Source organism: Phyllobacterium sp. SL163 (assembly GCF_049896885.1).
GTDB classification, from domain to species: Bacteria; Pseudomonadota; Alphaproteobacteria; order Rhizobiales; family Rhizobiaceae; genus Phyllobacterium; species Phyllobacterium calauticae.
Genome location: NZ_JAFCVE010000006.1, coordinates 17,133 through 43,230, shown reverse-complemented (window position 1 = coordinate 43,230; position 26,098 = coordinate 17,133). Strand labels below are relative to the sequence as shown.

The window sequence follows — 26,098 nt, the reverse complement described above, 5'->3', positions numbered from 1 at the left end:
AGGCCGTCGGTTCAGACAGCCATTCTAGCGCTTTGCTCGGTGCGGTACTGCCGGGGTGTCGCGCCGGTCTCCCTGGTGAAAAACCGGGTGAAATAAGCCGGATCGGCAAAGCCGAGATCATAGGCGATCTGCTTGATACTGGCAGAGGTGAACACCAGATCGCGCTTCGCCTGATCGGCAAGGCGGCGTGCCAGCAAGCCATTGGTGCTTTGCCCCGTCGCCGCCTTGACGATGCGGTTGAGATGGGTTGCCGACAAGCCGAGGTGTCCGGCATAGAATTCCGCCGGGCGATGTTCGCGAAAATGCCGGTTGACCATGATGTTCAGCAGTTTCAGGCGCTCCTCCGTACTGGAGCTTTCACCGCCGGGCGGCAGTTCCGGGGCGGTCATGCGCGCGGCCAGAAGAACGATGGACTTGAGATAGGATTCCACTAGATCGTCGTGAAAGGCGCCGCCCGATACCAGCTCAGCGCACAGGCGTTCGAGACTGTGCGTCAGAAACGCTGCATCGGCGTGATCGGGTACGAGCGAAATCAATCGCGGCGGCATGCCGGCGTCGCAGATGGTGCGGCCGGAAGACCCGAAGCGCGCGGCCAGCATGGTGATGACCATGCCATCCATATCCCGGGAAAACCGGAAACCATGCTCGCATTGCGGCGGCACGGTGATCATGACCGGCGGCTGTATGGGATGGCTGTGCGCGCCGAAAACCGCATCGCCGGTTCCGCCGCGAAAGTACAAAATCTGAAAGAATGCCGCATGGCGATGGGTTTTGATCTCCCAATTGTGCAATTGGCTTCTGGAGGCGATTGTCTCCCAATGCAGCCAGAAATCCGGCCGTTTCGGATGGTTTTCGCCATAGAGATCATAGGTTGGTACTGCGCCGCTCATCGGTTCCTCCCGTCCCCAATGTTCAGATTGTCCTGTTTTTTGCCTGAGAAGTCCATTGTTCAGTTGCGTCCTGCCGCTAGCCTTGCGCAATTATTTCATGCTGGGAGGCATCATGCGCACGCACGTGGCTATCATCGGGTCTGGACCTGCCGGGCTTCTGCTCGGCCAGCTTCTGACCCGGGCCGGTATCGACAACATCATCCTCGACCGGTCGGGCAAGGACCATATTCTGGGGCGCGTGCGCGCCGGAGTGCTGGAAGAGGGCACGGTGCGGCTGCTGGACGAGGCGGGCGCCAGCGCCCGTCTGCATGCGGAAGGCCTGCCGCATGACGGCTTTTCGTTGGCGTTCGACGGGCGCAATCATCGCATCGATCTGTTCGGCCTGACAGGCGGCAAGCGGGTGACGGTGTACGGCCAGACCGAGATGACCCGTGATCTGATGCAGCAGCGCGAGGCAAGCGGCGCCCCGGCATTTTACGGAGCGCAGAACGTTGCCATTCATGATTTCGACGGGGAAAAGCCGTTCGTCACCTTCGAAAGGGACGGCAGACCCAATCGCATCGATTGCGACTTCATTGCCGGGTGCGACGGATTCCATGGGGTCAGCCGCCGGTCCGTGCCGGCGGAGGCGATCCGGACGTTCGAACGCACCTACCCCTTTGGCTGGCTCGGTGTTCTGGCAGAGGTGCCCCCGGCGGCACACGAGCTGATCTATGCCAACCATCCACGCGGCTTTGCGCTCTGCTCGATGCGCTCCCTGACGCGCAGCCGCTATTACGTGCAGTGCCCGCTGGACGACAGGGTGGAGGACTGGTCCGACGACCGGTTCTGGGACGAGTTGCGACGGCGGCTGCCGGAAGAGGATGCGGCCGCCGTCACGACAGGCCCGTCATTTGAAAAGTCCATCGCGCCGCTTCGCTCGTTCGTGGCCGAACCCATGCGCTTCGGCCGTTTGTTCCTGGCTGGCGATGCCGCCCACATCGTGCCGCCGACGGGGGCAAAGGGTCTCAATCTGGCGGCCAGTGACGTGCATTATCTCTTCGAAGGCCTGCGCGACTATTATGCCGATAAGAGCACGGCGGCCCTTGACGACTATTCGCGCCGTGCACTTTTGCGCGTGTGGAAGGCCGTGCGGTTTTCCTGGTCGATGACGATGCTGATGCACCGCTTTCCCGATACCGGCGCATTCGGCCAGAAAATACAGGAAGCCGAACTCGATTATCTCACCCACTCCCGGGCGGCATCAACGGCGCTTGCCGAGAACTATGTGGGACTGCCGTTTTAGGTTATTGCTTCGGTTCCACCGCACGCATATGCGTGCCTGAAGAACACGCCTGAAACCGGACATTCCCATGACCGCGACACCAAATCCGCCGGACGCGATGCTTGTGCCGCCACAACTGCAAGCTCTCGTCGCGGGCTACAGCTGGAACCGCGATGCGCTCGGCTGTTCCGATGCGCAGGTTTTCATGCTGCAAGGCGAAGGCTTGCCCCGGCTCTTCATCAAGGTCGAAGCCGTTAGCCCTTACGGTGAGTTGCCCGATGAGGCGGCGCGACTTCGCTGGCTGTCCTGCCGCGATATGCCCTGCCCCGATGTTCTCTTCGAGGGCGCCCATGCCGGCCGCTTCTGGCTGTTGATGAGCGGGGTTGCCGGTGAAGATCTTGCCTCGGCCGATTCATTGTCCATCGAAACGCGTATCCGGATTTTTGCCGGGGCGCTGCGCCAGCTGCATGCGCTTGATCCCGCGACCTGTCCATTCGATCACCGGCTTGACGGGCGCATTGAAGCCGCGCGGGCCCGCATGCACGCCGGGCTGGTGGACGAGACGGATTTCGACGACGATATGCTGGGAAAGACGACATCTGACCTTTTCAGCCGGCTGGTGGCCGAAAAGCCGATAGTTGGAGATGTGGTTGTTACCCACGGCGATGCCTGCCTGCCGAATTTCATGGCCGGGAATGGCATCTTCACCGGCTATATCGACTGCGACCGGCTTGGTCTTGCCGATCGCTACCAGGATATTGCGCTGGCATGCCGCAGCATTGCGGATAATTTCGGCGAAGAATGGGTGGAGCTTTTTCTGGATTGCTACGGCCTGACGCAGGCCGATCCGGCAAAGCTGGCTTATTACCGGCTGCTCGACGAGTTTTTCTGATCCGGTTTCATCTCCCCCGCCGCCTCGCGGATGGTCTGCATCAGGATCATCAGCGGCAATGATGGGGTAACGTCCGCGCGGGTTGTCAGGCCAACCGGTCCCTTGGTCTCGGTCGTGTCGATGGGCAGCAACGCAAGCGTTCCGTCGGCGATATCGCTGGCAACCACCCCTGCGGAAATGATCCACACCGCCTGATGCGAGCGGACGAAAGCCCGGCCAAAAGCATCGGAGACCGTCTCGATCTGATGCGGCAGCTTGGCCACGCCATTGGCGATGAGAAACCGGTCGACGAAGGGCCGGATGATGGAGGCCCGCGTCGGCATCAGCACCGGGAATTCGGCAAGGCGATTGAAAATGTCCTCGCTGGCATTGAGCAGGGGATGGCGGGCACTGACGGCAAACACCACCTGTTCGGAATAGAGATGTTCGAAGGAAAAGCCGGTCATTTTTTCCGGCGCCGCCAGCCGTCCGACCACGAGATCGAGATCGCCGAGCCGCAATTGTTCGAGCAGCACGGCATTTTCGCCGGTGACGATTTTCAGCCGGCTCTGTGTCTTCTCCTGCAGGAACAGGCTGATGGCCTGCGGCATGATGCGGGTGGAAACCGTCGGCAAGGCACCCACCCGGACGGGAATCCCCTCGCCCGACTGCTCGTTGCTGACGGAATCGATGCCCTGCCGCAGCGCGGTGATCGCGGCCCCCGCATAGCGCAGGAAAACCTCCCCGAACCGGGTGATGCGGATGCCGCGCCCGTCGCGCTCGAACATGGCAACCCCGAGCACCTCTTCCATTTCTCGAATGGTTTTGGTTACAGCCGGTTGGCTGATATGAAGAATCGCCGCCGCCTTCATCACGCTTTTCTGGCGGGCAACTTCGAGAAAAGTCTGCAGGTGGCGGAACTTGATACGGCCGTCGATCATATATTTCATAACCCCGGGGTTAAGCGAATGCGGCAAGATATCATTTTACTGAACCAAATGCATAATCCATTATCGACATAACTGACCGGGAGGACTTCGGTGCAATTTGCTCACATCAATGGCGTCACGCTGCATTACCAATTGATCAGCGCGCCCGCAGGCAAGCCCGTGCTGGTTTTCGCCAACTCCCTCGGTACGGATTTTCGCATCTGGCGTGACGTGATCGTGCGTCTGGTCGGAGAGTTTGCCATCGTCACCTATGACATGCGTGGACATGGCTTGTCGGATCTGGGAGCGCCTCCTTACAGTATCGACGATCATGTCGGTGATCTCGCGGGTTTGCTCGACTACCTCTCGGTCAAGGATGCCGTCATCTGCGGTCTGTCCGTCGGCGGGCTCGTGGCGCAGGGACTTTATGCGAAACGACCGGAACTCGTGCAGGCTCTGGTCCTGTGCGATACCGCGCACAGGATCGGCACGGCCGATTTCTGGAATGCGCGCATCGATGCCGTGACCCGGAATGGCATCGCATCCATTGCCGACACGATCCTGCAGCGCTGGTTCACCCCGGCCTTCCACCGGGAGCGGGCCAATGATCTGACCGGCTACCGCAACATGCTTATCCGCCAGCCTCCCGATGGCTACAGCGGTACCTGCGCTGCGCTGCGCGATGCGGATTTCACCGAAGCGGCAAAGCGCATTGCGGTGCCGGCCATCTGCATTGTTGGGGATCAGGACGGCTCGACGCCGCCGGATCTGGTGCTCGAACTGGCAAAGCTCATCCCGCGTGCGCGCTATGAGGTGATCCGGGATGCGGGCCATATTCCCTGTGTCGAACAGCCGGAAACGCTGGTCGCCGTGATCAGGGCCTTTGTCGACGAATTCAAGCTTGGAGGGAAACCATGACGGATACGGCTGCCCCATCGCGGCGTTATCTGCAGGGCATGGCCACGCGCCGCGTCGTGCTGGGCGAAGAGCATGTCAACCGGGTGGAAACCACCAAGACCGATTTCGATCAGCCCTTCCAGGAACTGATCACCGAGGCGGCGTGGGGGCATGTCTGGTCGCGGCCCGGCTGGACGAAGCGCGAACGCTCGATTGTCACCATCGCGCTCCTGGCCGCGCTTGGTCAGGATGACGAATTGACCATGCATATCCGCGCAACGGCCAATACGGGCGCGACACAGGACGATATTTGCGAAGCCCTGCTGCACGTTGCAATTTACGCGGGTGTTCCGGCGGCAAACCATGCCATCAAGCTGGCAAAGCAGGTCTATAAGGAACTCGAGGCCGGACAGGCCGCGTGACGGGAGGCAACTGTGTCCAATAGAAAACCGGAAACCGGCGCATTCTTCCAGCGCGACAGGCAATGGCATCCGCCTGCCTATACGCCGGACTACAAGACAAGCGTCGTCCGCTCGCCGCAGCGGGCGCTGTTGTCGCTCGACAATACACTGTCAGAAATCACCGGTCCGGTGTTCGGCCATGCGCTGCTCGGCGAACTCGATGCGGACCTGATCCACAATTTTGCCAGGCCGGGTGAAAGCGCCATCGGCCAGCGCATCATCGTGCATGGCCGCGTGGTGGATGAGCGCGGTCTCGGCGTGGCGGGTGCGCTGCTCGAATTCTGGCAGGCCAATGCCGGCGGACGCTACCGCCACAAGCGCGAAGGCTATCTCGCGGCCCTCGATCCGAACTTTGGCGGCTGCGGCCGCACCATCACGGACGAGGATGGCTATTATCGTTTCCGCACGGTCAAGCCCGGCGCCTATCCCTGGCCGAACGGCGTCAATGACTGGCGTCCGGCCCATATCCATTTTTCCGTTTTCGGGCACGGATTCGCCCAGCGGCTGATCACGCAGATGTATTTCGAGGGCGATCCGATGATCTGGCAATGCCCCATCGTCAAATCGATCCCCGACAAGGCGGCCATCGAGCAGTTAATCGCCGCGCTCGACCGCCAGAACACTATCCCCATGGATGCGCGCGCCTACAAGTTTGATATCGTGCTGCGCGGGCGCCGTTCCACGCTGTTCGAGAACCGGATGGAGGGCAATTGATGGTTCAGTCTCTGGGTTTTCTCAAGGAAACGCCGTCGCAGACCGCCGGACCCTATGTGCATATCGGCTGCACGCCGAATTTCTCGGGGATCACGGGCGTTTACGACACCGATCTTGGCGTTGCCATGGTCAATGACCGGACGCTGGGCGAGCGCATCACGCTGCGCGGCCGGATTTTTGACGGGACCGGCACGCCGCTGCGCGATGCGCTGGTGGAAATCTGGCAGGCGGATGCTGGAGGACTGTACAACAGCCCCTCGGAAATGCGCGGTACTGCCGATCCCAACTTCACCGGATGGGGTCGCTGCCCGACGGATATGGAAACCGGCGAATATGTTTTCGAGACGATCAGGCCCGGCCGTGTGCCCTATAAGGACGGCAGGCTGATGGCACCGCACGTGACGCTGTGGATCGTGGCGCGTGGCATCAATATCGGTCTGCAGACCCGCCTGTATTTCGCTGATGAAGAGGCCGCGAACACCGAAGACCCGGTGCTGCAGCGCATCGAGCACCGCAACCGCGTGCCGACACTTCTCGCCCGTAAGGATGGTTCGACCTTTCATTTCGATATCCATCTGCAGGGGGAGAAGGAAACTGTCTTCTTCGATATCTGACCGATGAGTATCTCGCCCTTCGATCATCCGTTTCTTTCCGGCCTTCTCGGCGCGCAAGCGGCGGCGGACTGGTTTTCCGCCAGCGCCGATATTGCCGCCATGCTCGATTTCGAGGCGGCACTGGCGCAGGCAGAGGCGGATGAAGCGGTCATCTCCGCCGATGCCGCGCGGGCAATTGCAACAGCCTGCCGGTCTTTCGTGCCTGACATGACGGCCTTGAAGGCCGCGACCGCCCGCGATGGTGTCGTCGTGCCGGAGCTGGTGTGGCAATTGCGTGTGACAATTCCCGAGGAACATCGGAACGCCCTGCATTTCGGCGCAACCAGTCAGGATGTCATCGATACCAGCCTGATGATCCGGTTGAAGCCTGCCATTGCGTGTCTTGCCGACGGGCTGGACGATGTGATTGCGGGGTTGGATCGGCTCGAGGCTGCCTTTGGCGCAAACAGCCTGATGGGGCATACGCGCATGCAGGCGGCTATGCCCATTACCGTGCATGACCGCATCGACGCGTGGCGGGCACCCTTGTTTCGCGACAGCGAACGGCTCACCTTTCTCGCCCGGTCTTTTCCGGTCATTCAACTGGGCGGAGCAGCGGGCACGCTGGAAAAGCTTGGCGATAAGGCGGATGCCGTTCGGCAGCGCCTTGCCGCGGCGCTTGGCCTGCATGACGCGCCGCAGTGGCACAGCCAGCGCGACCGTATCGCAGATTTCGCCGGGTTCCTTTCGCTCGTGACGGGCAGCCTGGGAAAAATCGGGCAGGATATTGCCTTGCTTGCACAATCCGGCGGCGAGATCAGCCTTCGCGGCGGGGGAAGTTCATCGGCGATGCCGCACAAGCAGAATCCGGTTCAGGCTGAACTGCTTGTCACACTCGCCCGCTACAACGCCACGCAGCTTTCCGGCATGCACCAGGCGCTGGTGCACGAGCAGGAGCGGTCAGGCACGGCGTGGACACTGGAGTGGATGATCCTGCCGTCCATGGTCATGGCATCAGCGACATCGCTGCAGGCGACGAGCGGTCTGTTGTCTTCCATAACGGGGCTCGGAAACGGCAAGTCGCCGGAACAATCATAACTCAGGGATTATGCAATAGCGCATAGTTTTCATTTTACATTACCAACCGGTATGAGACATTGAACGAAACATTCCAAACGGACCAGATGAGGAGAATGATCTGGCCGGCAGGGGATCAAAGGGAGGAATGATGAAAAAGCTTATTCTGGCTGCAGCGGCAGCCGTCCTGCTTGGCGGCGTGGCCTATGCCGATGTGATCAAGATTGGCGTGGTCGGTCCGTTCTCGGGTCCGTTCGCCATTCAGGGCAAGAACTTCAAGGCCGGCATTGATGCCTATATCGCCACCCATGGCAACAAGATCGGCAATGACACGATCGAAGTGCTGTACCGCGACGTGCCGCAGGCCGATCCCGCACAATCAAAGGCGCTGGCGCAGGAACTGGTGGTGAAGGAAGGCGTGCAGTATCTCGCGGGCTTCTATTTCACCCCCGATGCCATGGCTGTCACGCCGCTGCTGCAGCAGGCCAACGTGCCGCTGGTGGTTATGAATGCGGCGACATCGGCCATTGTCACCAAGAGCCCCTACGTGGTGCGCACATCATTCACCACCTGGCAGACGTCCGCACCGATGGCCAAAATTGCCCGCGAGCGCGGTATCGAGAAAGCCATCACCGTGGTCAGCGATTACGGACCGGGCGTGGATGCGGAAAACGCCTTCAAGACCACCTTCGAGAAGGAGGGCGGCAAGGTCGTCGAATCCATCCGCATGCCGCTGTCGACCAATGATTTCAGCCCGGTCATGCAGCGGGTGCGCAATTCCGGGGCGCAGGCCGTCTTTGCTTTCCTGCCATCTGGTCCGACGACGCTGGGCTTTGTCAAAGCCTATAATGAAAATGGCCTGAAGGAAGCCGGTGTGCAGTTTCTGGCGCCCGGCGATCTGACGCAGGAATCCGATCTGCCGGCGCTTGGCGATGCGGCACTTGGTATCCTCACCACGTTCCATTATGCCATTGCGCATGACTCGCCCGAGAACAGGGCCTTTGTCGAGGCCGCGCGCAAGGCCATCGGCAATCCGGCAGAACTTTCATTCCCTTCAGTCGGCGCCTATGACGGCATGCATGTCATCTACAAGATGATCGAAGCCACCGGCGGCAAGCAGGATGCGAAGAAGGCGGTCGATGCAGTGAAGGGCCTTGCCTGGGAAAGCCCGCGCGGGCCGGTGTCCATCGATCCGGAAACCCGGCATATCACGCAGAACATCTATCTGCGCGAAGTCGCCAAGGGCAGCGACGGCGCCTATTACAACAAGGAAATCAAAACGTTCGAGAAACAGCCCGACCCCGGTCTGGCTGCGGCCAAATAGGCGATAGCCGATGCGAAATCTATCTGATTCAGGCACCCCCCTCTGTCCTGCCGGACATCTCCCGCACAAGGGGGGAGATCAGCCTGCATCACTGTTTCAGTCAGTTCTGAGACATCGCAAAGTCAGTACAAGTGCAGATGTCGATGTGATCTCCCCCCTTGTGGGGAAGATGGGCGGAAGCCCGGAGGGGGGTGATAGCCTTCTTTCCGTGACCGGGATGATCTGATGCAGGTTTTCTTCAGCATAGGCGTCGATGCGCTCGCCTACGGGATGGTGCTTTTCATCATCTCCATCGGTCTGTCCGTGACCATGGGACTGATGCGCGTCGTCAACCTTGCCCATGGCGCCTTTGCCATGATCGGCGGCTATATCGCGTCCTATGCGGCGCGCGATCTGGGCCTCGGCTACGGTTTTGCCATTATTCTCGCCGTCGTCGGCACGATCGTCATCGCCATTCCGCTGGAGCGCTTCCTCTATCGCCGCATCTACGGTGCACCCGAACTGACGCAGGTGCTGATGACCATCGGCATTACCTTCTGCGTCATCGGCCTCGCCAATTATGTCTTCGGCCCGACATTGAAAACCATTCCCCTGCCCGCTGATCTGCAGGGTCCGGTTAATCTCGGTTTCCGCACCATTGCCGCCCACAAGCTGTTTGCCATTGCGTGCGGCGTCGCCGTGGCGCTCGGCCTGTGGTTTCTCATCGAGCGCACGTCGTTCGGGGTCAAGCTGCGCGCTTCGGTCGACAACACCGCCATGGCCGCTTCGCTCGGCGTGCGCACGCGGATCGTTTATGCCGCAAGCTTTGCCCTCGCCGTGGGGCTTGCCGCCTTCGGCGGCGTAATCGGTGCGGAGCTTTTGCCCGTCGAGCCCTATTATGCGCTGCGCTATATGGTGACCTTCCTCGTTGTCGTTTCGGTCGGCGGTGCCGGTTCCATTCCGGGCGCCCTCATTGCCTGCCTTCTGCTTGGCGCCATCGACACGACAGGACGCTATCTCGTGCCAGAATATGGCGAATTCTTCTTCTATCTCGCGGTGATTGCCATCGTCTGGGTGTTTCCGCGTGGCCTTCTTGGAAGGGCGAAATGACATGAGTGCCACCGACATCTCCCCGTCCGCCGCTCCGGCTGTCCGCACGGGCAGGCCATGGCAACGGGATCTTATTGGCGTTGCCGTCATCGTCCTGGCTGCTATCGGCGGCTACGTCCTGTTTCCAGACAATCTGGCACTTTTGACCCGCATCATCGCCATCATGCTGCTGGTGCTGTCGCTTGACCTCGTCACCGGTTATTGCGGTGTTGCAACCCTCGGCCATGCCGCATTGTTCGGTGCAGGGGCCTATGCGGCAGGCATAGCTGCCGTCACCTTCGGCATCACCGAACCGATCAGCATGATCGCTATCGGCGCCATCGCCGGAGCCGTTGCCGGTCTTGTCTCCGGCGTCGTCATCCTGCGCGGCCATGGCCTTGCCCAACTGGTCCTGTCCATTGCGGTCATTCACCTCTTCCATGAAGCGGCCAACAAGGCGTCCACCTATACCGGCGGCAGCGACGGCCTCTCGGGCATTGCACCCGATCCGCTGTTTGGGCTCTTTGCCTTCGATCTCTGGGGGCGGACGGCCTACGTCTTCGGTATCGTCCTGCTCATCGCTGTCTTTGTTCTCCTGCGTATCCTCGTGCGCTCGCCCTTCGGCATGCTGTGCCGCGGCATCCGCCAGGACCCTGTCCGCGTCAGCGCGATGGGTGCTTCGGTCAAGGCGAGCCTGATCAGGATGTATGTGATATCGGGCGCCGTCGCCGGCATTGGCGGTGCGCTCAATGCGGTGTCAACGCAGGTCGTCGGGCTCGACAGCCTGAGCTTCACCAACTCAGCCGAGGCGCTGGTCATGCTGGTGCTGGGCGGTGCGGGCTCGCTGTTTGGCGCGCTTGCCGGCACGGTCGTGTTCATGTGGTTCGAACATGTGGTCTCCGCCGCCAACCCGTTCCACTGGCTGACCATTGTCGGCGCCTTGCTGATTGCCGTGGTGCTCTTCGCACCGAAGGGGCTCTATGGCACGGCGGCAGAGCTCGCCAGACGTTTTGCAAGGAGCAATCCATGAGTGCGGTCTTTGCAGTCGAACGGCTGAAAAAATCCTTTGGCGGGCTGGATGTCACCCGGGATGTTTCGCTGTCCATGGCGCGGGGAGACCGGCTGGCGCTGATCGGCCCGAACGGCGCGGGGAAAACCACCTTCGTCAATCTGGTGACCGGGCACCTGCAGGCGAGTTCCGGACGGGTGCTGATGGATGGCGAGGACATATCCCGCTTCAGTCCGATGCGGCGTGTGCGTGCCGGGCTCGTGCGTTCCTTTCAGGTCACCCGGTTGTTCCCGGAGATGACACCCGAGGAGCATGTGGCGCTGGCCATCCTGCAGCGCGAGGGCAAATCCGGGCGCATGGCCGGGAATTTTCATGCCATGCCGCAGGTCATGCGCGAAATGCGCGGCATCCTTGAAACGCTCAATCTCGGTGCGCTTGCATCCGTGCCGGTGGGCGCGATTGCCTATGGCCAGCAGCGCCTCCTGGAAATTGCCCTGGCAATGGCGCTGCGCCCGAAGGTGCTGCTGCTGGATGAACCGGCGGCGGGCGTGCCGCACAGCGATACGTTCCTGATCGAAAATGCGCTTGCGCAACTGCCCGACGATCTCGCGGTGCTGATGATCGAGCATGACATGGATCTCGTTTTCCGCTTTGCCAAGCGGGTCGTGGTGCTCGCCGCAGGGGCGGTCATCTTCGATGGCTCGCCGCGCGACGTGACCGAAGATGCGCGGGTGCGCGAAGCCTATCTGGGGAGCTATGCCCATGCCAGCAGCGCAGCTTGAAGTGGAAAACCTGTGCGCGGGCTATGGCCCGACGCGGGTGATCGAGAATATTTCTTTCACCGCGGCAGCCGGGTCACGCGTGGCCGTGCTCGGCCGCAACGGTGTCGGCAAGACGACACTGTTCGCAACGCTTGCCGGACAGACGAAGCGCTATGACGGGACCATCAAACTCGGCAACAGCGACCTGACCGCGATGGACAGCGCCGCGCGCGCCTGGAGCGGGCTCGGTTTCGTTCCGCAGTCACGGGCGATTTTTCCATCGCTGACGGTGGAGGAGAATCTGTTCGTCGGGCTGAAGGGCAGGCCGCGCAGCGCATTGCAGGAAGCCTATGACATGTTTCCGCGCCTGTACGAACGCCGGGCCAATTCCGGCTCAAAACTGTCGGGCGGCGAACAGCAGATGCTGTCCACGGCCCGCACCATCCTTGGCCGCCCTTCCCTGCTGCTTCTGGACGAACCGCTGGAGGGACTGGCGCCGGTTATCTGCGAGGAACTGATGGCGGCATTTTCACGCCTCGCTTCCAGCGGTGAAATGACGATCCTCCTGGTGGAGCAACGTATCCAGAGCGCCTTGGAATTTGCCGAGCGTGTCATTATTCTCGAACGCGGGCGCATCGTCTGGGATGGCTCGTCGGAGCAATTGTCCAAGGACGATGAAACGGTTCATCAGCTGCTTGGCGTGTCGAGCCTTGCCCATTGAAGACTTGTTCCGACTGGGGGCACCATGACATTCAAGGACGACGATCTGACGATGTTCGAGGCGGATGGCGCGGCGCCTTTGCCTGCGGCGACAGCCGAAGGCAATGTCGAACATGATGGCGCCCGGATCTGGTATGCGTCCTACGGCTCTGGCGCTCCGGTGATCCTCCTGCATGGCGGCCTCGGTCACAGCGGCAACTGGGGGTATCAGGTTCCGGCCCTGGTCCATTCCGGCCGCCGGGTCATCGTCATCGACAGCCGCGGCCATGGCCGCAGCACGCGGGACGAGCGGCCCTATACCTATCACCTGATGGCGTCGGATGTTCTGGCTGTCATGGATAGATTGCAGCTTGCAAAAGCGGCCCTTGTCGGCTGGAGCGACGGCGCCTGCATTGCGCTGGTGCTTGCCAGCCAGAAACCAGATCGCGTCACGGGTGTTTTCTTCTTCGGCTGCAACATGGACCCGAGCGGCACCCGGGAATTCGTGCCGACACCGGTGATCGACCGGTGTTTTGCCCGCCACAAGAAGGACTACGCAGCGCTCTCGGCAACACCGGATGACTTCGACGCTTTTGTCGGCGCGGTCAGCCTGATGATGCAGACCGAACCCAATTATACCACCGCCGATCTCGGCAGAATCCGCGTGCCTGTTTCCATCGTGCAGAGCGAGCATGACGAGTTCATCAAACCCGAACATGCTGCCTATCTCGCCCGCAGCATTCCCGGTGCCAAATTGATCGGCCTGCCCGGCGTCAGCCATTTTGCCCCGCTGCAGAGGCCGGAACTGTTCAACAAGGCGGTGCTGAGTTTCCTCGACAAATTGCCTTGAGTCTTGGACTTTAGTCTCAAATACCTCTCGTGCATTCCATGCTATGTGATTTTGGCTATCATCATGCCGTGCTGTCAATATTTCGACAGGCGGTAGAATTTTCATTTTTGATTTTACTGAATACGCTGGGCTTGCGCCTGAATCACGCAGTCCGGCACTTCAGACCAGAGTGATTTGAAACAGGAAGTTGCCCGTGAAAAGTCTTTCGAGTTTTCATGCTGGGATAGGTGCAGCGATGCTCGCGGCGCTGTGCTGGGGAACAGCGACCGTGATGTCAAAATCTGTCTTGGCCGATGTTTCGCCGGTGTCCCTCCTGGTTCTACAATTGGTTGGCAGTGTTGCGGTGTTGTGGCTGGTTGTCTGGGGGCAACGAACTGCGTCCGGACGTTGGCGGGAGATTATGCGATATTCCTGGCTCGGGCTGCTCGAGCCCGGCCTGGCCTATTTGCTTGGTCTTATCGGTCTGACGGACATGAAGGCGGGCGCAGCCACGCTCATCCAGTCATCGGAAGCCATCATGATCGTGGTGGCATCCGTCTTTATCCTGCGCGTGGCACCGACGGGGCGCTTTCTGGTTCTATCCGTCGTGGCGCTTGCGGGCCTGGTGGTTGCCTTGGATCTGCTCAATTTCAGTGAAGCAACGGGCAATGGCGTCTTTGGCGTCACGTTGATGTTTTTTGCGACAGCCGTAGCCGCGATTTATGTCGTTCTATCGTCGCGCATTGCGTTAAAAACCAGCCCGATCGTTATCGTCGCGTGGCAACAAACCGTGGCTCTGGTCTTCGCCTTGGTTTTGCTTCCGGTGGAATGGCTCTTGTCTCCGGACGGTATAGGTTTGCCCCAGTCCCTTCGAATATGGCTGCTGGTTCTTGTATCCGGTATTGTCCAATATGCGCTGGGCTTCTCGCTTTACATGCGGGCGCTGGGCTTGATCAGCGCGAACGTCGCAGGCAGTTTTCTTAATCTGACGCCGGTTTTCGGCTTGGGCATAGCCTTTGTTTTTCTGGATGAGATGATGACGCCTCTACAATTGGCCGGTACCGCCGTCACCATCACCGCTGTCATGTTGATCACGCTGAGTGGGCAAGCCCAACACTGAGACCTTCACTCAGGCCACGGATTCGATCATCTGAAACGCAGCATATGCGGCAAGAACGGTTTCCATCTGCGCGGTATGTCCGGCGATGAACGCGTCGCCATATATCGTTTCATCGGGATATTCCGTGATCAGCGTCAAGGGCACGTCATGCCTGTCATCGACCGAGATCATGCAGGGAAAGCCGTTGATGATGCGGAAACCGGTTTCACCCGCATGGGTTTCGTAGAGGCTGATCTGCGTGTCGTTGAAGGCGACGAGCCCGGGCACGGCGGCCAGGCGCCGGGTCACCGCATCGATGAAGCGCTCGGCCCGCTCTTCCCATCCGTGCTGGTAACGCATGATGAGGAAGAAACCCTTCGGCAAGGTCCACATGGCAAAGCCGCGCGGCACATAACCGGAAAGCGGCCGTGTCCATTCGTGGGCGGGGTAGCCATGCAGGTTGATGTGCAGGCGCGCGCCACTCAGGCGCTGCGCCTCAAAGCGGATCGCTTTCTCATGGGGCTGAGCGGCGGTGCGGTATTCCAGGTCGTCGCCCAGCGCCGTGTAGCGTGCAGCATGGTGCATGTGGCGCGGATTGTCGGCGCGCAGACGATGGTGCACGGCGTAACCATCCGGATTTTCCAGCGGCGAAATGGTGAAATGCGCGCCCGGACGGCTCGCAAGTGCCTGCGCTCCGCGCAACGCACCGATGATACCGGTTGTTTCATTCGGGTGCTGGCCGCCGCTGATCATGACGGCGGCATCGGTGCCCCTGTGGTAGCGGGCTTGAACCGCCCTCCCGGCACGGGAGCGTGCCTCGAAGGTTTCGCCCTCGATGCCGGCAAGTTCCGTGCGGACCTGTGCAACGAAGATGGGCGCATGCGCCGTCGCAAGAGACTGTGCCTCGCCGGATACTTCGGATGTATCGAGCGTGCGGGTTTCGATCCGGACCGCAGGAGCCCCCTCGCCGTGGACGATCTCCGGTATGATCTGCCCGGGCTGCAGCCCGCGGTCGCCGAGCGGACGGCCGGATTTTTTCTGGAATACTTCCAGCAGCGAAAAATAGAAGTCTTCGTGCAGCGCCTCGCGCAGGCTGATGACTTCATCGCCGAATGGCAGCGGCTGGTCGGCCATGGGCAGAGTTGCGCGGATATTGAGCTCGCCGAAATAGGGCTCGGTATTGCCCCAGTCGTGATCGATCACGGCGCGCATGGCATTGGCAAACAGGGCCTCATAGTCGGTCTCGAGGCGCGTGCCCTCGAAGGCGCCGTTCAGCCGGATCCAGCCGGTGGGCGAGACAAGGGTTTCGCCAATGAAATCCGTATGGATGCGATTGGGGGCGAAAATCGTGTGCTCAGCCTTGCGGCCGTCCTTGTAGACCAGCGTCACATCATAGGTGAAGGGTGCGCTGCTGCCGGTTTCAAAGCGCAGCTCGGCGGTGCCGGTCAGCGCCGCCAGCGGATAGGTCTCAAGGAGAAAGCGGTTCTGCGGGCAGTTTTCGTGCACGGGATAGGCGATGGCGATGCTTTTCAGGGCGCCGGTATCGACTTCTTCCAGAAAGAAATGCAGGAGTGGCTTATAGGCGCTGCGCAAGCGCGCCTCGACGCCAAAGGCCGCAAGCCTTTCCTCGGCGGCACGCCGGCTCGGCGCATCCTCGAACAGCCAGGCTTCGAGACGCGTGCCACGGGCGGCCGCTTCGCCATAGGTTGCGAGGAGCTGGTCGAGGGTGCGGTTGAAACCGCTTTCATAAATAAGTGTCATTTCAATTCACTGTTGATTAGCGCGATGTTCGTCCGGTGGGATCAAGGCTGTCGCGCAGCCAATCGCCCAGAAGGTTCAAGCCCAGTACGGTCAGGAGAATGGCAAGGCCGGGAAAGACGCTGACCCACCAGGCATTCTGCAGGTAGGTGCGCCCGTCCGCGAGCATGCCGCCCCAGCTGGGGATCAGCGGATCGACGCCAAGGCCGAGAAAGGTCAGGCTGCTCTCCAGCAGGATGTTGGTGGCGACGTTGAGGGTCATCAGCACGATGACCGGGCCGATCAGGTTCGGCAGCAGATGCTGGAACAGAATGCGGTGGTCTTTCACACCGATGGCGCGCGCCGAGAGGATGAATTCCCGGTCCCGCAGCGACAGCACCGAGCCGCGCACCAGCCGGGCATATTGCACCCATTGCGAGACGATCAGCAGGATGATCATGTTGGTCAGGCCACCGCCGGCAATGGCAATGAAGGTGATGGCAAGAAGGATGAACGGCATGGCGAGCTGCACATCGGCAAACCGCATCACCACCATGTCCCAGAAGCCGCGGTAATAACCGGAGATCAGGCCCATCACCACGCCGATGATGACGGCGCCGGCAACGGAGATGAAGCCGACCTGCAGCGAAATCTTGCCGCCGGTGATCACCCGTGCCAGCACATCACGGCCAAGCGGATCGGTGCCGAAGGGATGCGCCCATTTCATGAAAGGCGGCAGCAGGCGCGCCATCAGGTCGATCTTTTCGGCGCCGCCCGGAAAGATGACGCTGGAGAAGATGACGGCGAGGCACATGCCGCCGGCGAGCAGTGCGCCGAGGATGAATTCCAGATTGCGGAACCGCGCAAATCGAGGGGTGGAGGCTACGGCAGACATGGGCTTACTCCGTCCGGATGCGCGGATCGACAAGGCCGTAGGCGATGTCGACGAGAAGGTTGACGCCGATGATCATCAGGGAAAGGACCGTGATGACCGCCTGCAGCACGGGATAATCACGCGCGCCGACCGCATCGAATGCGAGTGTGCCAAGACCCGGCCAGTTGAACACGCGCTCGACCACCACGATGCCGCCGAGCAGGCCGCCGAACTGCAGGCCGAAATAGGTGATGAGCGGAATGGCGCAATTGCGCAGCGCGTGCTTGTACAGGACGACATTCTCGCTGAGGCCCTTGGCCCGTGCCACCATGATGTATTGCGAGTTGAGGGTCTCCAGCATGGCGGTGCGTACCAGGCGCACATTGGTGGCGGTGAGGATGATGCCCATGGTCACGGCGGGCATGATGAAGCTCTCGAAACCGTTCATGCCGCTTGGCGGCAGCCATTTCAACGTGATGGCGAACAAAAGCACCAGCATCAGCGCCAGCCAGAAATTCGGGAAGGACAGGCCGACCAGGGACAGAATGCGGATCGCCTGATCCGCCCACTTGCCGCGCGCCGTCGCCGCCTTGATGCCAAGCGGGATGGAAATGGCGATGGAGACGATCAGGGAGGAGAAGGCAAGGAGCAGCGTCGCGGGCAAGGCGGCGGCAAGCAGGGTGGAGACCTTCGTGCCGCCAAGGAAGCTGCGACCGAAATCCAGCGTGAATAACCCCTTGATGAACCCGAAATACTGGACAAGAAACGGCTGGTTGAGACCGAGCGCCTCACGGATGCGGACAAGGTCCGCTTCGGTCACGCTGCCTGCACCTTGTGTCAGCATCAGCGCCGGGTCGCCGGTGAGGCGAATGGCGAACGCCACGATGAGCGTCACGACAATGACGACGAAGATCGCCTGCAGAAAGCGTTTGATGAGAAAACCAGCCACGTCTCTATCCTTCAATCCTTGGCCCGCCGCCCCTTGCAAGGCGACGGGCCTGTTTTGCTACTCGACCGTGACATCCGTCAGCCGCAGGCGGCTGTCGGGAACAGGCGTGAAATTCTTCACGCGCTTGCTCACGCCGAAAATCGCATTGTAATTGTAGAGCGGAATTTCCAGCGCCCGGTCCGCCGTGTAGTGGGCGATGGACTTGAGGATTTCCTCGCGCTTTGCCCGGTCGGTGATGGAACGCTGCGATTCCAGCAGCGCATCGAGCTTCGGATCGCTGTCATAGGGATTCCACTTTTCACCCGAGTGATACATGGAATAGGCGGTGTTGTCGTAATCGAGCGTCCAGCCGCCCCATGCCTGTTCGAACATCGCACCGGTCTTGCCCGCCGGAATGATGTCATTGAGCAGGACATTGGTTTCGTAGGGCTTGATCGTGGCATTGAGCCCGATGACCTGGAGATAGCTGGCGATGGCCTGTGACACCTCGTTGAACGTGGAGTCGTTGCCGCGCACGTCGATCTGCAGCGTGGTGCCGGTCGCAATGCCCGCTTCCTTCAGCAGGGCTTTGGCTTTTTCCGGATCGTAGGGCAGCGGCTTCATGTCGGGATCGTTGCCGAAGGACAGGGCGCCCTGGAAGCTGGCAATCGGTGCTGCCTGGCCGCCAAGGATGGTCTGGATAATCGCATCGCGATCAACGCCAAGGATCAGTGCCTTGCGCACCCGTTCATCCGCCGTCGGTCCGCTCTTGGTGTTGAAGCGCAGGGCATAGACGGTCGGTCCGGCGGTGCTGACCACTTCCAGCTTCGGATCGGCCTGAATGGTCGGGATCATGCCGACGGGAATGGTGGGGGGAATGACGAGGTCAACGCGGCCTGCCTGCAATTCGGCAACGGCGGTCGCGGGTTCCGCGATGAAACGGTATTCGAGGTTGGAGAGTTTGGGAGCGCCGCCCCAATGGTCGGCAAAGGCTTCGAGCTTGATGCCGATCTTCGGCTCGTAGGAGACCACCTTGAACGGGCCGGTGCCGACGGGATGGGCGTTGAAATAATCGTCACCCTTTTCCTGGATGTATTTCGGCGGCACGATCATCGCGCCATAGCCGGCAAGCTTGGTCAGAAGCACCGGATCCGGCGCCTTCAGGTGGAAATCGACGGTTTTCGCGTCGATGATTTCCACCTTGTCGATGGCGGCATAGTTGGAACGCTGCGGACCCTTCTTGCCTTCTTCGCCGAGAAGCCGGTCGAAGGTGAATTTGACGGCTTCCGCATTGAAGGGTTCGCCATCATGGAATTTTACGCCTTCGCGCAGGGTGAAGCGGATGCGCTTGCCTTCGTCGAGTTCTTCCCAGGCGGTGGCAAGGCCGGGCGCCAGTTTCAGATCGGCGCCGCGATAGGTCAGGCCATCATAGATATTGGTGGCAACCGAGGCCCAGTTGACGAGAAACGTATCGATCGGATCCCAGCTGCCCGGGTCCTGCGGCGACGAAATGGTCAGCGTTCCCGCCGCCCATGCGGGTGCTGCGAGCAAGGCTGTGCCTGCCAGACCCAGCGCCAGAAACGCTGCATGTATTCCCCGTCGTGTTCTTATCATTGTTGTGTTCTCCTCATTATATGTAGACGTTTGGTTCAGGCCGCACTCGCCACAAAGTGGCCGGGTGCAATTTCGGTTCGCTTGAAAATGGCGGGTTCGTCGCCGACGCGGCGAATGGGGCTCGGTATTTCGCCTTCCAGCATGGCCCGGTTGCGCGCACGCGCCGGATCAGCCACGGGGACTGCCGACAAAAGGCGCTGGGTATAGGGATGCGCCGGCGTTTCGAAGATCTGCTGGCGGGTGCCGATTTCCACGACCTGGCCCAGATAAAGGACGGCGACGCGATGGCTCATCTTTTCAACGACAGCCATGTCATGGCTGATGAAGAGATAGGAGAGGCCCTGCTGCTCCTGCAATTCCATGAACAGGTTGAGGATTTGCGCCTGAATGGACACGTCGAGCGCCGACAGCGCCTCGTCGGCAATGATCAGTTTGGGATTGGAAGCAAGCGCGCGGGCAATGCAGACGCGCTGGCGCTGGCCGCCGGAAAACTCGTGCGGATAGCGGCTGGCATGGGCGCTGGTCAGGCCGACGCGTTCCAGCAATTCATCGACGCGTTTCTGGATCGGCTTGCTGCCGTCGATCAATGCGTGGGTGCGGATGGGTTCGGCGATGGAGAAGCCGACGGTCTTGCGCGGATCGAGCGAGGCAAACGGGTCCTGGAAAATATACTGGATTTCCTGCCGCAGCTTTTGCCGTTCGGTGCCATTCATCGAGGAGACAGGGCGCCCGTCGAACAGAATGGTGCCTGATGTTTCTTTCTGGAGCTGTTGGATCGTGCGGCCGATGGTGGATTTCCCCGAACCGGACTCGCCGACAAGCGCAAGAGTTTCGCCGGGATGGATGTCGAACGAAACCTTCTCAACCGCATGGACCCGGTGGGTAACGCCGCCGAAAATGCCCTTCTTGATGTTGAAGCGGGTGACGAGATCACGCACTGAAAGGACGGGCGGCAGGCCGTAGCGGGCCGTGTCCTGAACATGCTCGCCGCCGACAAGGCGGGGTGTGTCACCGTCCATGACCGTCAGCGGCAGGCGCTTGGGATAGGCCTCTCCGGTCATGCTGCCGAGTTTCGGTACGGCGGCGAGCAGTGTCTGGGTGTAGGGATGCTGCGGGCGGGCGAAGATATCGGCAGCCGGGCCTTCCTCGACCTTCCGGCCTTTCCACATCACCACCACGTCGTCGGCCATTTCGGCGACAACGCCCATGTCGTGGGTGATGAAGATCACCGCCATGCCGAGTTCGGTCTGCAATTCGCGGATGATGGTCAGAATTTGCGCCTGTATGGTGACATCGAGCGCGGTTGTCGGCTCATCGGCGATCAGCAGTTTCGGACGGCAGGCAAGCGCCATGGCGATCATGACGCGCTGGCGCATGCCGCCGGACAGCTGGTGCGGGTAGCGGCCAAGCAGATCGGCAGCGTCGGGCAGGCGCACCATGTCCAGAAGCCGTTTGGCCTCGGCCAGCGCCGCCTGTTTGGACATGCCCTCATGCAGGATCAGAACTTCGGCGATCTGGTCGCCGATGGTGAACACCGGGTTGAGCGAGGTCATCGGTTCCTGGAAGATCATGGCGATCTCCTTGCCGCGAATGCCGCGCATGGTTTTCTGCGTGGCGGTGGTCAGGTCGATCCGCCCCTGGCGGCTTTCGAACAGCACCTGACCGATGGGGAACTGGCCGCCCATCATATCGGCAAGCCGCATGACGGAAAGCGAGGTCACGGACTTGCCCGACCCGGATTCGCCGACAATGGCAAGCGTGCGCCCTGCCCGCACCGAAAAGCTCAGGTTCTCCACGACACGCGACGGACCGAACGCGACGGAAAGATTGTCCACGGCCAAGAGCGGGGCTGAAGCAGTATCGGTCACGCAGCTATCCTTAAAGTGTGGTGGCGGCGCGGGCCGCCTGATCGTAGGCGCCGGAGAGAAAGCGCAGGACGGCGGCGATTTCCGACAGCGTATCCTCGGCCGGCCGGGCATTGGTCGTCGATGCCACGAACAGCCGCTCACGAATCTGGGCGTAGCGCGTGCAGGCATCGGCGCCCTTGTTGGTGATCTTGATCGTCTTTTCCTTGGCGGCCTTGCCGGTGGTGACGAGCCCGGCCGCTTCCAGCTTGCGGATGGCATAGGTGGCGACATGCGTGTCTTCGATATCGAGAACCAGGCAGATGTCGGCGAGCTTCTTTTCGCGGCCGCGATGCCGCACGGAGTGAAGGATGAGAATTTCTGTGGCGGAAAGCCCCGGCAGTCCGGCGGCCGCCATGCAGCGCACCATCCAGCGGGAAAAAGCATGGGAGGCGAGGATCATGCCGTACTCGACGTCGGAAAGGCCGGGCGAACCGCCCTCGGCAAGATGGGCTGACGAGACAATAGGACCAATGGAGGAGACGGGTTTGAGATGCTTCGGCAAAGCCGTTGCAAATTGTTCGAGATCCGCCGTGGTGTGGTCTTTCGGACCAGTCGTCATTCTGCTTGCCTCCGCCTTGACGAATTTATATCATCATTTTATCGACATATTGTCAATGACGCTATAGTCTATTAATTGGGCATGCTTACAAATGTGGCAGTCGATCAAGAGGAGTGCGGGATGAGCATCGGAAGCTGGGATTTCTGGGTCGACCGGGGCGGCACGTTTACCGATGTCATCGGGCGCGATCCGCACGGCGTGCTGCATGCCCGCAAGGTGCTGTCCGAGAATCCCGAGGCTTACAAGGATGCCGCCGTGCAGGGCATCCGCCTGCATCTCGGGCTGAAGCCGGGCGAAGCCATTCCGGCCGGACGAATCGGCGAAGTGCGCATGGGCACCACCGTTGCCACCAATGCCCTGTTGGAGCGTAAGGGCGAACGGCTTGCCCTTGTGACGACCAGGGGATTTCGCGATGCGCTGCGCATTGGCTATCAGGAACGCAAGAACATCTTTGCCACCGAGATCATCAAGGCCGAAGCACTGTATGATCAGGTTGTTGAAATCAATGAGCGCGTGCTCGCCGATGGCACGGTTGAAATCGCCTTTGACGAAGTGCAGGCGCGCGCAGCCCTGAAGGCGTTGAAGGATGAGGGCTATGGCGCGCTCGCCATCGTGTTCATGCATGCCTACAAATTTCCGGCGCACGAGGCTGCCATGGCCGCCATCGCCCGGGAGATGGGTTTTGCCCAGGTATCCGTCAGCCATGAAGTCTCCCCGCTGATCAAGCTGGTCGGGCGCGGTGATACAACCGTCATCGACGCCTATCTCTCGCCGGTCCTGCGCCGCTATGTGGCACAGGTGTCGGCAGAACTGGACATTGCCCGCACCGGCGCGCGGGTCATGTTCATGATGTCCTCGGGCGGTCTGACCGCTGCCGATATGTTCCAGGGCAAGGATGCCATCCTGTCCGGCCCGGCCGGCGGCGTTGTCGGCCTGGCCCGCACCGGCGAGGAAGCCGGCTTTCCCAATGTCATCGGTTTCGATATGGGTGGCACATCAACGGACGTCGCGCATTTCGACGGCGAATACGAGCGCGCCTTCGAGACGGAAGTTGCAGGGGTGCGGGTGCGCGCGCCGATGATGCTCATCCACACGGTTGCCGCCGGTGGCGGATCGATCCTGCATTTCGATGCGGGTCGTTTCCGCGTCGGACCGGATTCCGCCGGTGCCAATCCCGGTCCCGCCTGCTACCGCAATGGCGGCCCGCTGGCCGTGACCGATGCCAATGTCATGGTCGGCAAGCTCCTGCCCGAATTCTTCCCGCCGATCTTCGGACCGGACCAGAATCAGCCGCTGGATGTCGATGCCGTGCGCGCGCGCTTTGCCGAACTGGCAGGCCGGATCGGCGATGGCCGCAGCCCCGAAGATGTGGCTGACGGTTTTATCCGCATCGCCGTTGCCAATATGGTCGAGGCGATCAAGAAGATTTCCGTGCAGCGCGGTTATGACGTGACGCGCTATGCGCTGAGCTGCTTCGGCGGTGCCGGCGGCCAGCATGCCTGCCTGGTTGCCGATGCACTGGGCATGAAGAGCATTCTCGTGCATCCGATGTCGGGTCTGCTGTCCGCCTATGGCATGGGTTTGGCGGATATCCGGGCAACCCGGCAGAAGGCGCTGGGTGTGCCGCTCGATCCGGCCGCCCCTGCCCCGCTTGCCGGTCTGGCCGCGGAGCTTCAGCAGGAATGCCTGTCCGAGCTCAATGCGCAGGGTATCGCCAACAGTGAGATCACCACCATCGTGCGGGCCCATATCCGCTACGCCGGTACGGATACCGTGCTGGCCGTCGAGGCGACCTTTCCGGCGCATGACGACATCGGCCGTTTGCGGCGCGAGTTCGAAATCCTGCACAAGCGCCGCTTTGGATTTGTTGCCGAAAACAAGGCGCTGGTCATTGACGCGGTGGAAGTGGAGACCGTCGGCGGCGGTGCCGGTCAAGCCGAGGGGGCCGTCGATGCGACAGCAACCGGCGAGCCGGATGCGGTGCGGCACAACCGTTTTTATTCGCAAGGGGCAGCGCATGAGGCGGTCGTGGTGCTGCGCGGTGCGATGCAGCCCGGCCAGCGCCTCACCGGCCCGGCCATCATCATCGAGCCGAACCAGACCATTGTCATCGAGGATGGCTGGCAGGCGGAACTGACGGCCAAGAACCATATCGTTCTCAAGCGCATCAAGGCGCTGCCGGACCGCTCCGCCATCGGCACGAAAGCCGACCCGGTGATGCTGGAGATTTTCAACAATCTCTTCATGTCGATCGCCGAGCAGATGGGCGTGACGCTGCAGAACACCGCCTATTCCGTCAACATCAAGGAGCGGCTGGATTTCTCCTGCGCCGTTTTCGATGCGGAAGGCAATCTTGTCGCCAATGCGCCGCATATGCCGGTGCATCTCGGTTCGATGGATGCTTCCGTCGCTGCCGCCATTCGTGAGAATCCGGTCATTCATCCCGGCGATGTCTTCCTCATCAACGCCCCCTATAATGGCGGCACCCACCTGCCCGACCTGACGGTCTGCACGCCGGTGTTCGACGATGCCGGTACGACGATCCGTTTCTGGGTGGCAAGCCGTGGCCACCATGCGGATATCGGCGGCATCGCGCCGGGTTCCATGTCGCCGCTGGCAACGAACATCGAAGAAGAAGGCGTCTATATCGACAATTTCAAGCTGCTGGATCGCGGCCGTTTCTGCGAGGATGAGCTGGCGGCCCTTCTGACCGGCGCCCGCTATCCCGTGCGCACGCTGTTGCAGAACGTCAATGACCTGAAGGCGCAGGTTGCTGCCAACGAAAAGGGCGTGGCGGAGCTGCGCAAGATGATCAGTCATTTCGGCGAGGATGTCGTCGAGGCCTATATGGGCCATGTGCAGGACAATGCCGCCGAGAGCGTGCGCCGCGTGCTCGATCAGCTGCAGGACGGCAGCTTCACCTATGAGATGGATCAGGGGTGCAGCATCGTCGTCAAGATCTCGGTCGATAAGGTTGCGCGCGAGGTGACTGTCGATTTCACCGGCACGTCGGAACAGCGGTCCGACAATTTCAACGCGCCGCGCCCGGTGACGCGCGCCGCCGTGCTCTATGTCTTCCGGACACTGGTGCAGAGCGACATTCCGATGAATGCCGGATGTCTGCGCCCGATCCATATCATTGTTCCCGATGGCACCATGCTCTCGCCGGAATATCCCGCTGCGGTTGTCGCGGGGAATGTCGAGGTCAGCCAGGCCGTCACGAACTGCCTGTTCGGCGCGGTGGGTGCGCAGGCTGCCGCGCAAGGCACGATGAACAATCTCACCTTCGGCAATGACCAGTACCAGTATTACGAGACGATCTGCTCCGGCGCCCCGGCTGGCCCCGGTTATAACGGCGCCGATGCCATCCACACCCACATGACCAACTCCCGCCTGACCGATCCGGAGATTCTCGAAACGCGCTTCCCGGTGGTGCTGGAAGATTTCCACATCCGCGCCGGTTCCGGCGGCAAGGGAAAGTGGTCAGCCGGGAATGGCACGCAGCGGACGATCCGTGCACAGGAAAAGCTCGACTTCGCCATTCTTTCCGGTCATCGCCGTGTGGCGCCGTTCGGCCTGCTGGGCGGAGAGCCCGGGCAGACCGGCTCCAATGCGGTGCGCCGCAGGAGTGGGGCCGTCGAAGCGCTGCAGGGCTGTGCGCACACCGTGCTGGAAGCAGGTGAAGCCTTCATCATCGTCACGCCGACGGGCGGCGGCTACGGCAAGCCCGAGGCATGAATTTTCCGGCAGGTGCGCCTTTCCTCTTGGTAAAACCTGCCTGAAGACCTCATGTTCTGCAACCAGTGGTATTTGCAAGCGCTGCAAAGGGCGCATTTTCGTGTCGCAAAATAGTGGACAAAACCACTCAACATACGGAAAAGATTGCAGAAATTCGCCATCGCATCTTCTTAGAATTCTTCTAATATATTGTTATTGCTTCGTTTTTCGTCCCGGTTTATGACTTGCCCAGCGCTGCGCAACATCGGGCTGGCCG

The 26,098-nt window shown here is 61.0% G+C and carries 23 protein-coding genes; 15 read left to right on the top strand and 8 right to left on the bottom strand.

Annotated elements, in window-relative coordinates:
- Positions 1-11 precede the first annotated feature (11 nt).
- Positions 12-890: a helix-turn-helix domain-containing protein gene (locus ACP7B1_RS14380; protein WP_346305941.1), complete on the bottom strand. Its 879-nt coding sequence runs from the start codon at positions 888-890 to the stop codon at positions 12-14.
- Between the two features lie 112 nt (positions 891-1,002).
- Here ACP7B1_RS14380 and pobA point away from each other — a divergent pair, with 112 nt between their 5' ends.
- Together pobA and ACP7B1_RS14370 are read left to right on the top strand one after the other, a co-directional pair.
- A complete protein-coding gene (gene pobA, locus ACP7B1_RS14375; RefSeq protein ID WP_346305942.1) occupies positions 1,003-2,175 on the top strand; it encodes a 4-hydroxybenzoate 3-monooxygenase in 1,173 nt (390 codons plus the stop codon).
- Between the two features lie 97 nt (positions 2,176-2,272).
- Positions 2,273-3,046 carry an APH(3')-II family aminoglycoside O-phosphotransferase gene (locus tag ACP7B1_RS14370; protein WP_426137101.1) on the top strand — a complete coding sequence of 258 codons (774 nt, stop codon included), beginning with the start codon at positions 2,273-2,275 and terminating at the stop codon, positions 3,044-3,046.
- Here the strand turns inward: ACP7B1_RS14370 and pcaQ are convergent.
- Positions 3,019-3,966 (bottom strand): pca operon transcription factor PcaQ, encoded by a 948-nt coding sequence (pcaQ, locus tag ACP7B1_RS14365; RefSeq protein ID WP_403184790.1) that lies wholly within the window; start codon positions 3,964-3,966, stop codon positions 3,019-3,021. The genes ACP7B1_RS14370 and pcaQ overlap by 28 nt on opposite strands.
- A gap of 99 nt (positions 3,967-4,065) precedes the next feature.
- On the opposite strand from pcaQ, the gene pcaD reads away from it, so the two are divergent.
- The 12 genes from pcaD to ACP7B1_RS14305 all read left to right on the top strand — a co-directional run bounded on the left by pcaD (position 4,066) and on the right by ACP7B1_RS14305 (position 14,506).
- A complete protein-coding gene (pcaD, locus tag ACP7B1_RS14360) occupies positions 4,066-4,872 on the top strand; it encodes a 3-oxoadipate enol-lactonase (RefSeq protein ID WP_346305945.1) in 807 nt (268 codons plus the stop codon).
- The gene (gene pcaC, locus ACP7B1_RS14355; RefSeq protein ID WP_346305946.1) at positions 4,869-5,273 is read left to right on the top strand and encodes a 4-carboxymuconolactone decarboxylase; all 405 of its coding nucleotides are present in this window, start codon (positions 4,869-4,871) and stop codon (positions 5,271-5,273) included. Before pcaD ends, pcaC begins: the two co-directional genes overlap by 4 nt.
- A gap of 12 nt (positions 5,274-5,285) precedes the next feature.
- Complete coding sequence (pcaH, locus tag ACP7B1_RS14350; protein ID WP_346305947.1) at positions 5,286-6,026, top strand: protocatechuate 3,4-dioxygenase subunit beta; 741 nt, start codon at positions 5,286-5,288, stop codon at positions 6,024-6,026.
- Positions 6,026-6,640 (top strand): protocatechuate 3,4-dioxygenase subunit alpha, encoded by a 615-nt coding sequence (gene pcaG, locus ACP7B1_RS14345; RefSeq protein WP_346305948.1) that lies wholly within the window; start codon positions 6,026-6,028, stop codon positions 6,638-6,640. Before pcaH ends, pcaG begins: the two co-directional genes overlap by 1 nt.
- Before the next feature lie 3 nt (positions 6,641-6,643).
- Complete coding sequence (locus ACP7B1_RS14340; protein WP_346305949.1) at positions 6,644-7,717, top strand: 3-carboxy-cis,cis-muconate cycloisomerase; 1,074 nt, start codon at positions 6,644-6,646, stop codon at positions 7,715-7,717.
- A 130-nt stretch (positions 7,718-7,847) separates the two neighbouring features.
- Positions 7,848-9,020 carry an ABC transporter substrate-binding protein gene (locus ACP7B1_RS14335; RefSeq protein WP_223615894.1) on the top strand — a complete coding sequence of 391 codons (1,173 nt, stop codon included), beginning with the start codon at positions 7,848-7,850 and terminating at the stop codon, positions 9,018-9,020.
- A 225-nt stretch (positions 9,021-9,245) separates the two neighbouring features.
- Positions 9,246-10,109, top strand: a complete 864-nt coding sequence (locus tag ACP7B1_RS14330) for a branched-chain amino acid ABC transporter permease (RefSeq protein WP_346305950.1) — start codon at positions 9,246-9,248, stop codon at positions 10,107-10,109.
- Between the two features lies 1 nt (position 10,110).
- Positions 10,111-11,118: a branched-chain amino acid ABC transporter permease gene (locus tag ACP7B1_RS14325; RefSeq protein ID WP_346305951.1), complete on the top strand. Its 1,008-nt coding sequence runs from the start codon at positions 10,111-10,113 to the stop codon at positions 11,116-11,118.
- On the top strand, positions 11,115-11,879 hold the full coding sequence (locus tag ACP7B1_RS14320) for an ABC transporter ATP-binding protein (protein ID WP_346305952.1): 765 nt from the start codon (positions 11,115-11,117) through the stop codon (positions 11,877-11,879). The genes ACP7B1_RS14325 and ACP7B1_RS14320 overlap by 4 nt, the downstream gene beginning before the upstream one ends.
- On the top strand, positions 11,860-12,579 hold the full coding sequence (locus ACP7B1_RS14315) for an ABC transporter ATP-binding protein (protein WP_346305953.1): 720 nt from the start codon (positions 11,860-11,862) through the stop codon (positions 12,577-12,579). The genes ACP7B1_RS14320 and ACP7B1_RS14315 overlap by 20 nt, the downstream gene beginning before the upstream one ends.
- Positions 12,580-12,603: 24 nt before the next feature.
- Complete coding sequence (locus ACP7B1_RS14310) at positions 12,604-13,407, top strand: alpha/beta hydrolase (RefSeq protein ID WP_346305954.1); 804 nt, start codon at positions 12,604-12,606, stop codon at positions 13,405-13,407.
- A 193-nt stretch (positions 13,408-13,600) separates the two neighbouring features.
- Complete coding sequence (locus tag ACP7B1_RS14305; RefSeq protein WP_346305955.1) at positions 13,601-14,506, top strand: DMT family transporter; 906 nt, start codon at positions 13,601-13,603, stop codon at positions 14,504-14,506.
- Positions 14,507-14,515: 9 nt separating this feature from the next.
- Here ACP7B1_RS14305 and ACP7B1_RS14300 read toward each other — a convergent pair whose 3' ends face one another.
- The 6 genes from ACP7B1_RS14300 to ACP7B1_RS14275 are packed head-to-tail and all read right to left on the bottom strand — an operon-like array spanning position 14,516 to position 22,104.
- Positions 14,516-16,246, bottom strand: a complete 1,731-nt coding sequence (locus ACP7B1_RS14300; RefSeq protein WP_426137049.1) for a M14 family metallopeptidase — start codon at positions 16,244-16,246, stop codon at positions 14,516-14,518.
- A 16-nt stretch (positions 16,247-16,262) separates the two neighbouring features.
- Positions 16,263-17,117, bottom strand: a complete 855-nt coding sequence (locus ACP7B1_RS14295) for an ABC transporter permease (RefSeq protein ID WP_130272160.1) — start codon at positions 17,115-17,117, stop codon at positions 16,263-16,265.
- A gap of 4 nt (positions 17,118-17,121) precedes the next feature.
- A complete protein-coding gene (locus ACP7B1_RS14290) occupies positions 17,122-18,045 on the bottom strand; it encodes an ABC transporter permease (protein WP_105735065.1) in 924 nt (307 codons plus the stop codon).
- A 57-nt stretch (positions 18,046-18,102) separates the two neighbouring features.
- Positions 18,103-19,638 carry an ABC transporter substrate-binding protein gene (locus ACP7B1_RS14285; RefSeq protein ID WP_346305414.1) on the bottom strand — a complete coding sequence of 512 codons (1,536 nt, stop codon included), beginning with the start codon at positions 19,636-19,638 and terminating at the stop codon, positions 18,103-18,105.
- A gap of 35 nt (positions 19,639-19,673) precedes the next feature.
- On the bottom strand, positions 19,674-21,506 hold the full coding sequence (locus ACP7B1_RS14280; RefSeq protein WP_346305413.1) for a dipeptide ABC transporter ATP-binding protein: 1,833 nt from the start codon (positions 21,504-21,506) through the stop codon (positions 19,674-19,676).
- Positions 21,507-21,516: 10 nt separating this feature from the next.
- Complete coding sequence (locus ACP7B1_RS14275) at positions 21,517-22,104, bottom strand: winged helix DNA-binding protein (RefSeq protein WP_426137048.1); 588 nt, start codon at positions 22,102-22,104, stop codon at positions 21,517-21,519.
- 120 nt (positions 22,105-22,224) lie between these two features.
- Here ACP7B1_RS14275 and ACP7B1_RS14270 point away from each other — a divergent pair, with 120 nt between their 5' ends.
- Positions 22,225-25,842, top strand: coding sequence for a hydantoinase B/oxoprolinase family protein (locus ACP7B1_RS14270; RefSeq protein ID WP_346305412.1), 3,618 nt, complete (start codon positions 22,225-22,227; stop codon positions 25,840-25,842).
- Positions 25,843-26,098: the final 256 nt, after the last annotated feature.

Excerpts from the sequence above, each read along its gene's own strand:
- ACP7B1_RS14380 (WP_346305941.1), bottom strand. The coding sequence starts at position 890 with ATGAGCGGCGCAGTACCAACCTATGATCTCTATGGCGAAAACCATCCG.
- pobA (WP_346305942.1), top strand. The coding sequence starts at position 1,003 with ATGCGCACGCACGTGGCTATCATCGGGTCTGGACCTGCCGGGCTTCTG.
- ACP7B1_RS14370 (WP_426137101.1), top strand. The coding sequence starts at position 2,273 with ATGCTTGTGCCGCCACAACTGCAAGCTCTCGTCGCGGGCTACAGCTGG.
- pcaQ (WP_403184790.1), bottom strand. The coding sequence starts at position 3,966 with ATGATCGACGGCCGTATCAAGTTCCGCCACCTGCAGACTTTTCTCGAA.
- pcaC (WP_346305946.1), top strand. The coding sequence starts at position 4,869 with ATGACGGATACGGCTGCCCCATCGCGGCGTTATCTGCAGGGCATGGCC.
- pcaG (WP_346305948.1), top strand. The coding sequence starts at position 6,026 with ATGGTTCAGTCTCTGGGTTTTCTCAAGGAAACGCCGTCGCAGACCGCC.
- ACP7B1_RS14340 (WP_346305949.1), top strand. The coding sequence starts at position 6,644 with ATGAGTATCTCGCCCTTCGATCATCCGTTTCTTTCCGGCCTTCTCGGC.
- ACP7B1_RS14335 (WP_223615894.1), top strand. The coding sequence starts at position 7,848 with ATGAAAAAGCTTATTCTGGCTGCAGCGGCAGCCGTCCTGCTTGGCGGC.
- ACP7B1_RS14330 (WP_346305950.1), top strand. The coding sequence starts at position 9,246 with ATGCAGGTTTTCTTCAGCATAGGCGTCGATGCGCTCGCCTACGGGATG.
- ACP7B1_RS14325 (WP_346305951.1), top strand. The coding sequence starts at position 10,111 with ATGAGTGCCACCGACATCTCCCCGTCCGCCGCTCCGGCTGTCCGCACG.
- ACP7B1_RS14320 (WP_346305952.1), top strand. The coding sequence starts at position 11,115 with ATGAGTGCGGTCTTTGCAGTCGAACGGCTGAAAAAATCCTTTGGCGGG.
- ACP7B1_RS14315 (WP_346305953.1), top strand. The coding sequence starts at position 11,860 with ATGCCAGCAGCGCAGCTTGAAGTGGAAAACCTGTGCGCGGGCTATGGC.
- ACP7B1_RS14310 (WP_346305954.1), top strand. The coding sequence starts at position 12,604 with ATGACATTCAAGGACGACGATCTGACGATGTTCGAGGCGGATGGCGCG.
- ACP7B1_RS14300 (WP_426137049.1), bottom strand. The coding sequence starts at position 16,246 with ATGACACTTATTTATGAAAGCGGTTTCAACCGCACCCTCGACCAGCTC.
- ACP7B1_RS14295 (WP_130272160.1), bottom strand. The coding sequence starts at position 17,117 with ATGTCTGCCGTAGCCTCCACCCCTCGATTTGCGCGGTTCCGCAATCTG.
- ACP7B1_RS14285 (WP_346305414.1), bottom strand. The coding sequence starts at position 19,638 with ATGATAAGAACACGACGGGGAATACATGCAGCGTTTCTGGCGCTGGGT.
- ACP7B1_RS14275 (WP_426137048.1), bottom strand. The coding sequence starts at position 22,104 with ATGACGACTGGTCCGAAAGACCACACCACGGCGGATCTCGAACAATTT.
- ACP7B1_RS14270 (WP_346305412.1), top strand. The coding sequence starts at position 22,225 with ATGAGCATCGGAAGCTGGGATTTCTGGGTCGACCGGGGCGGCACGTTT.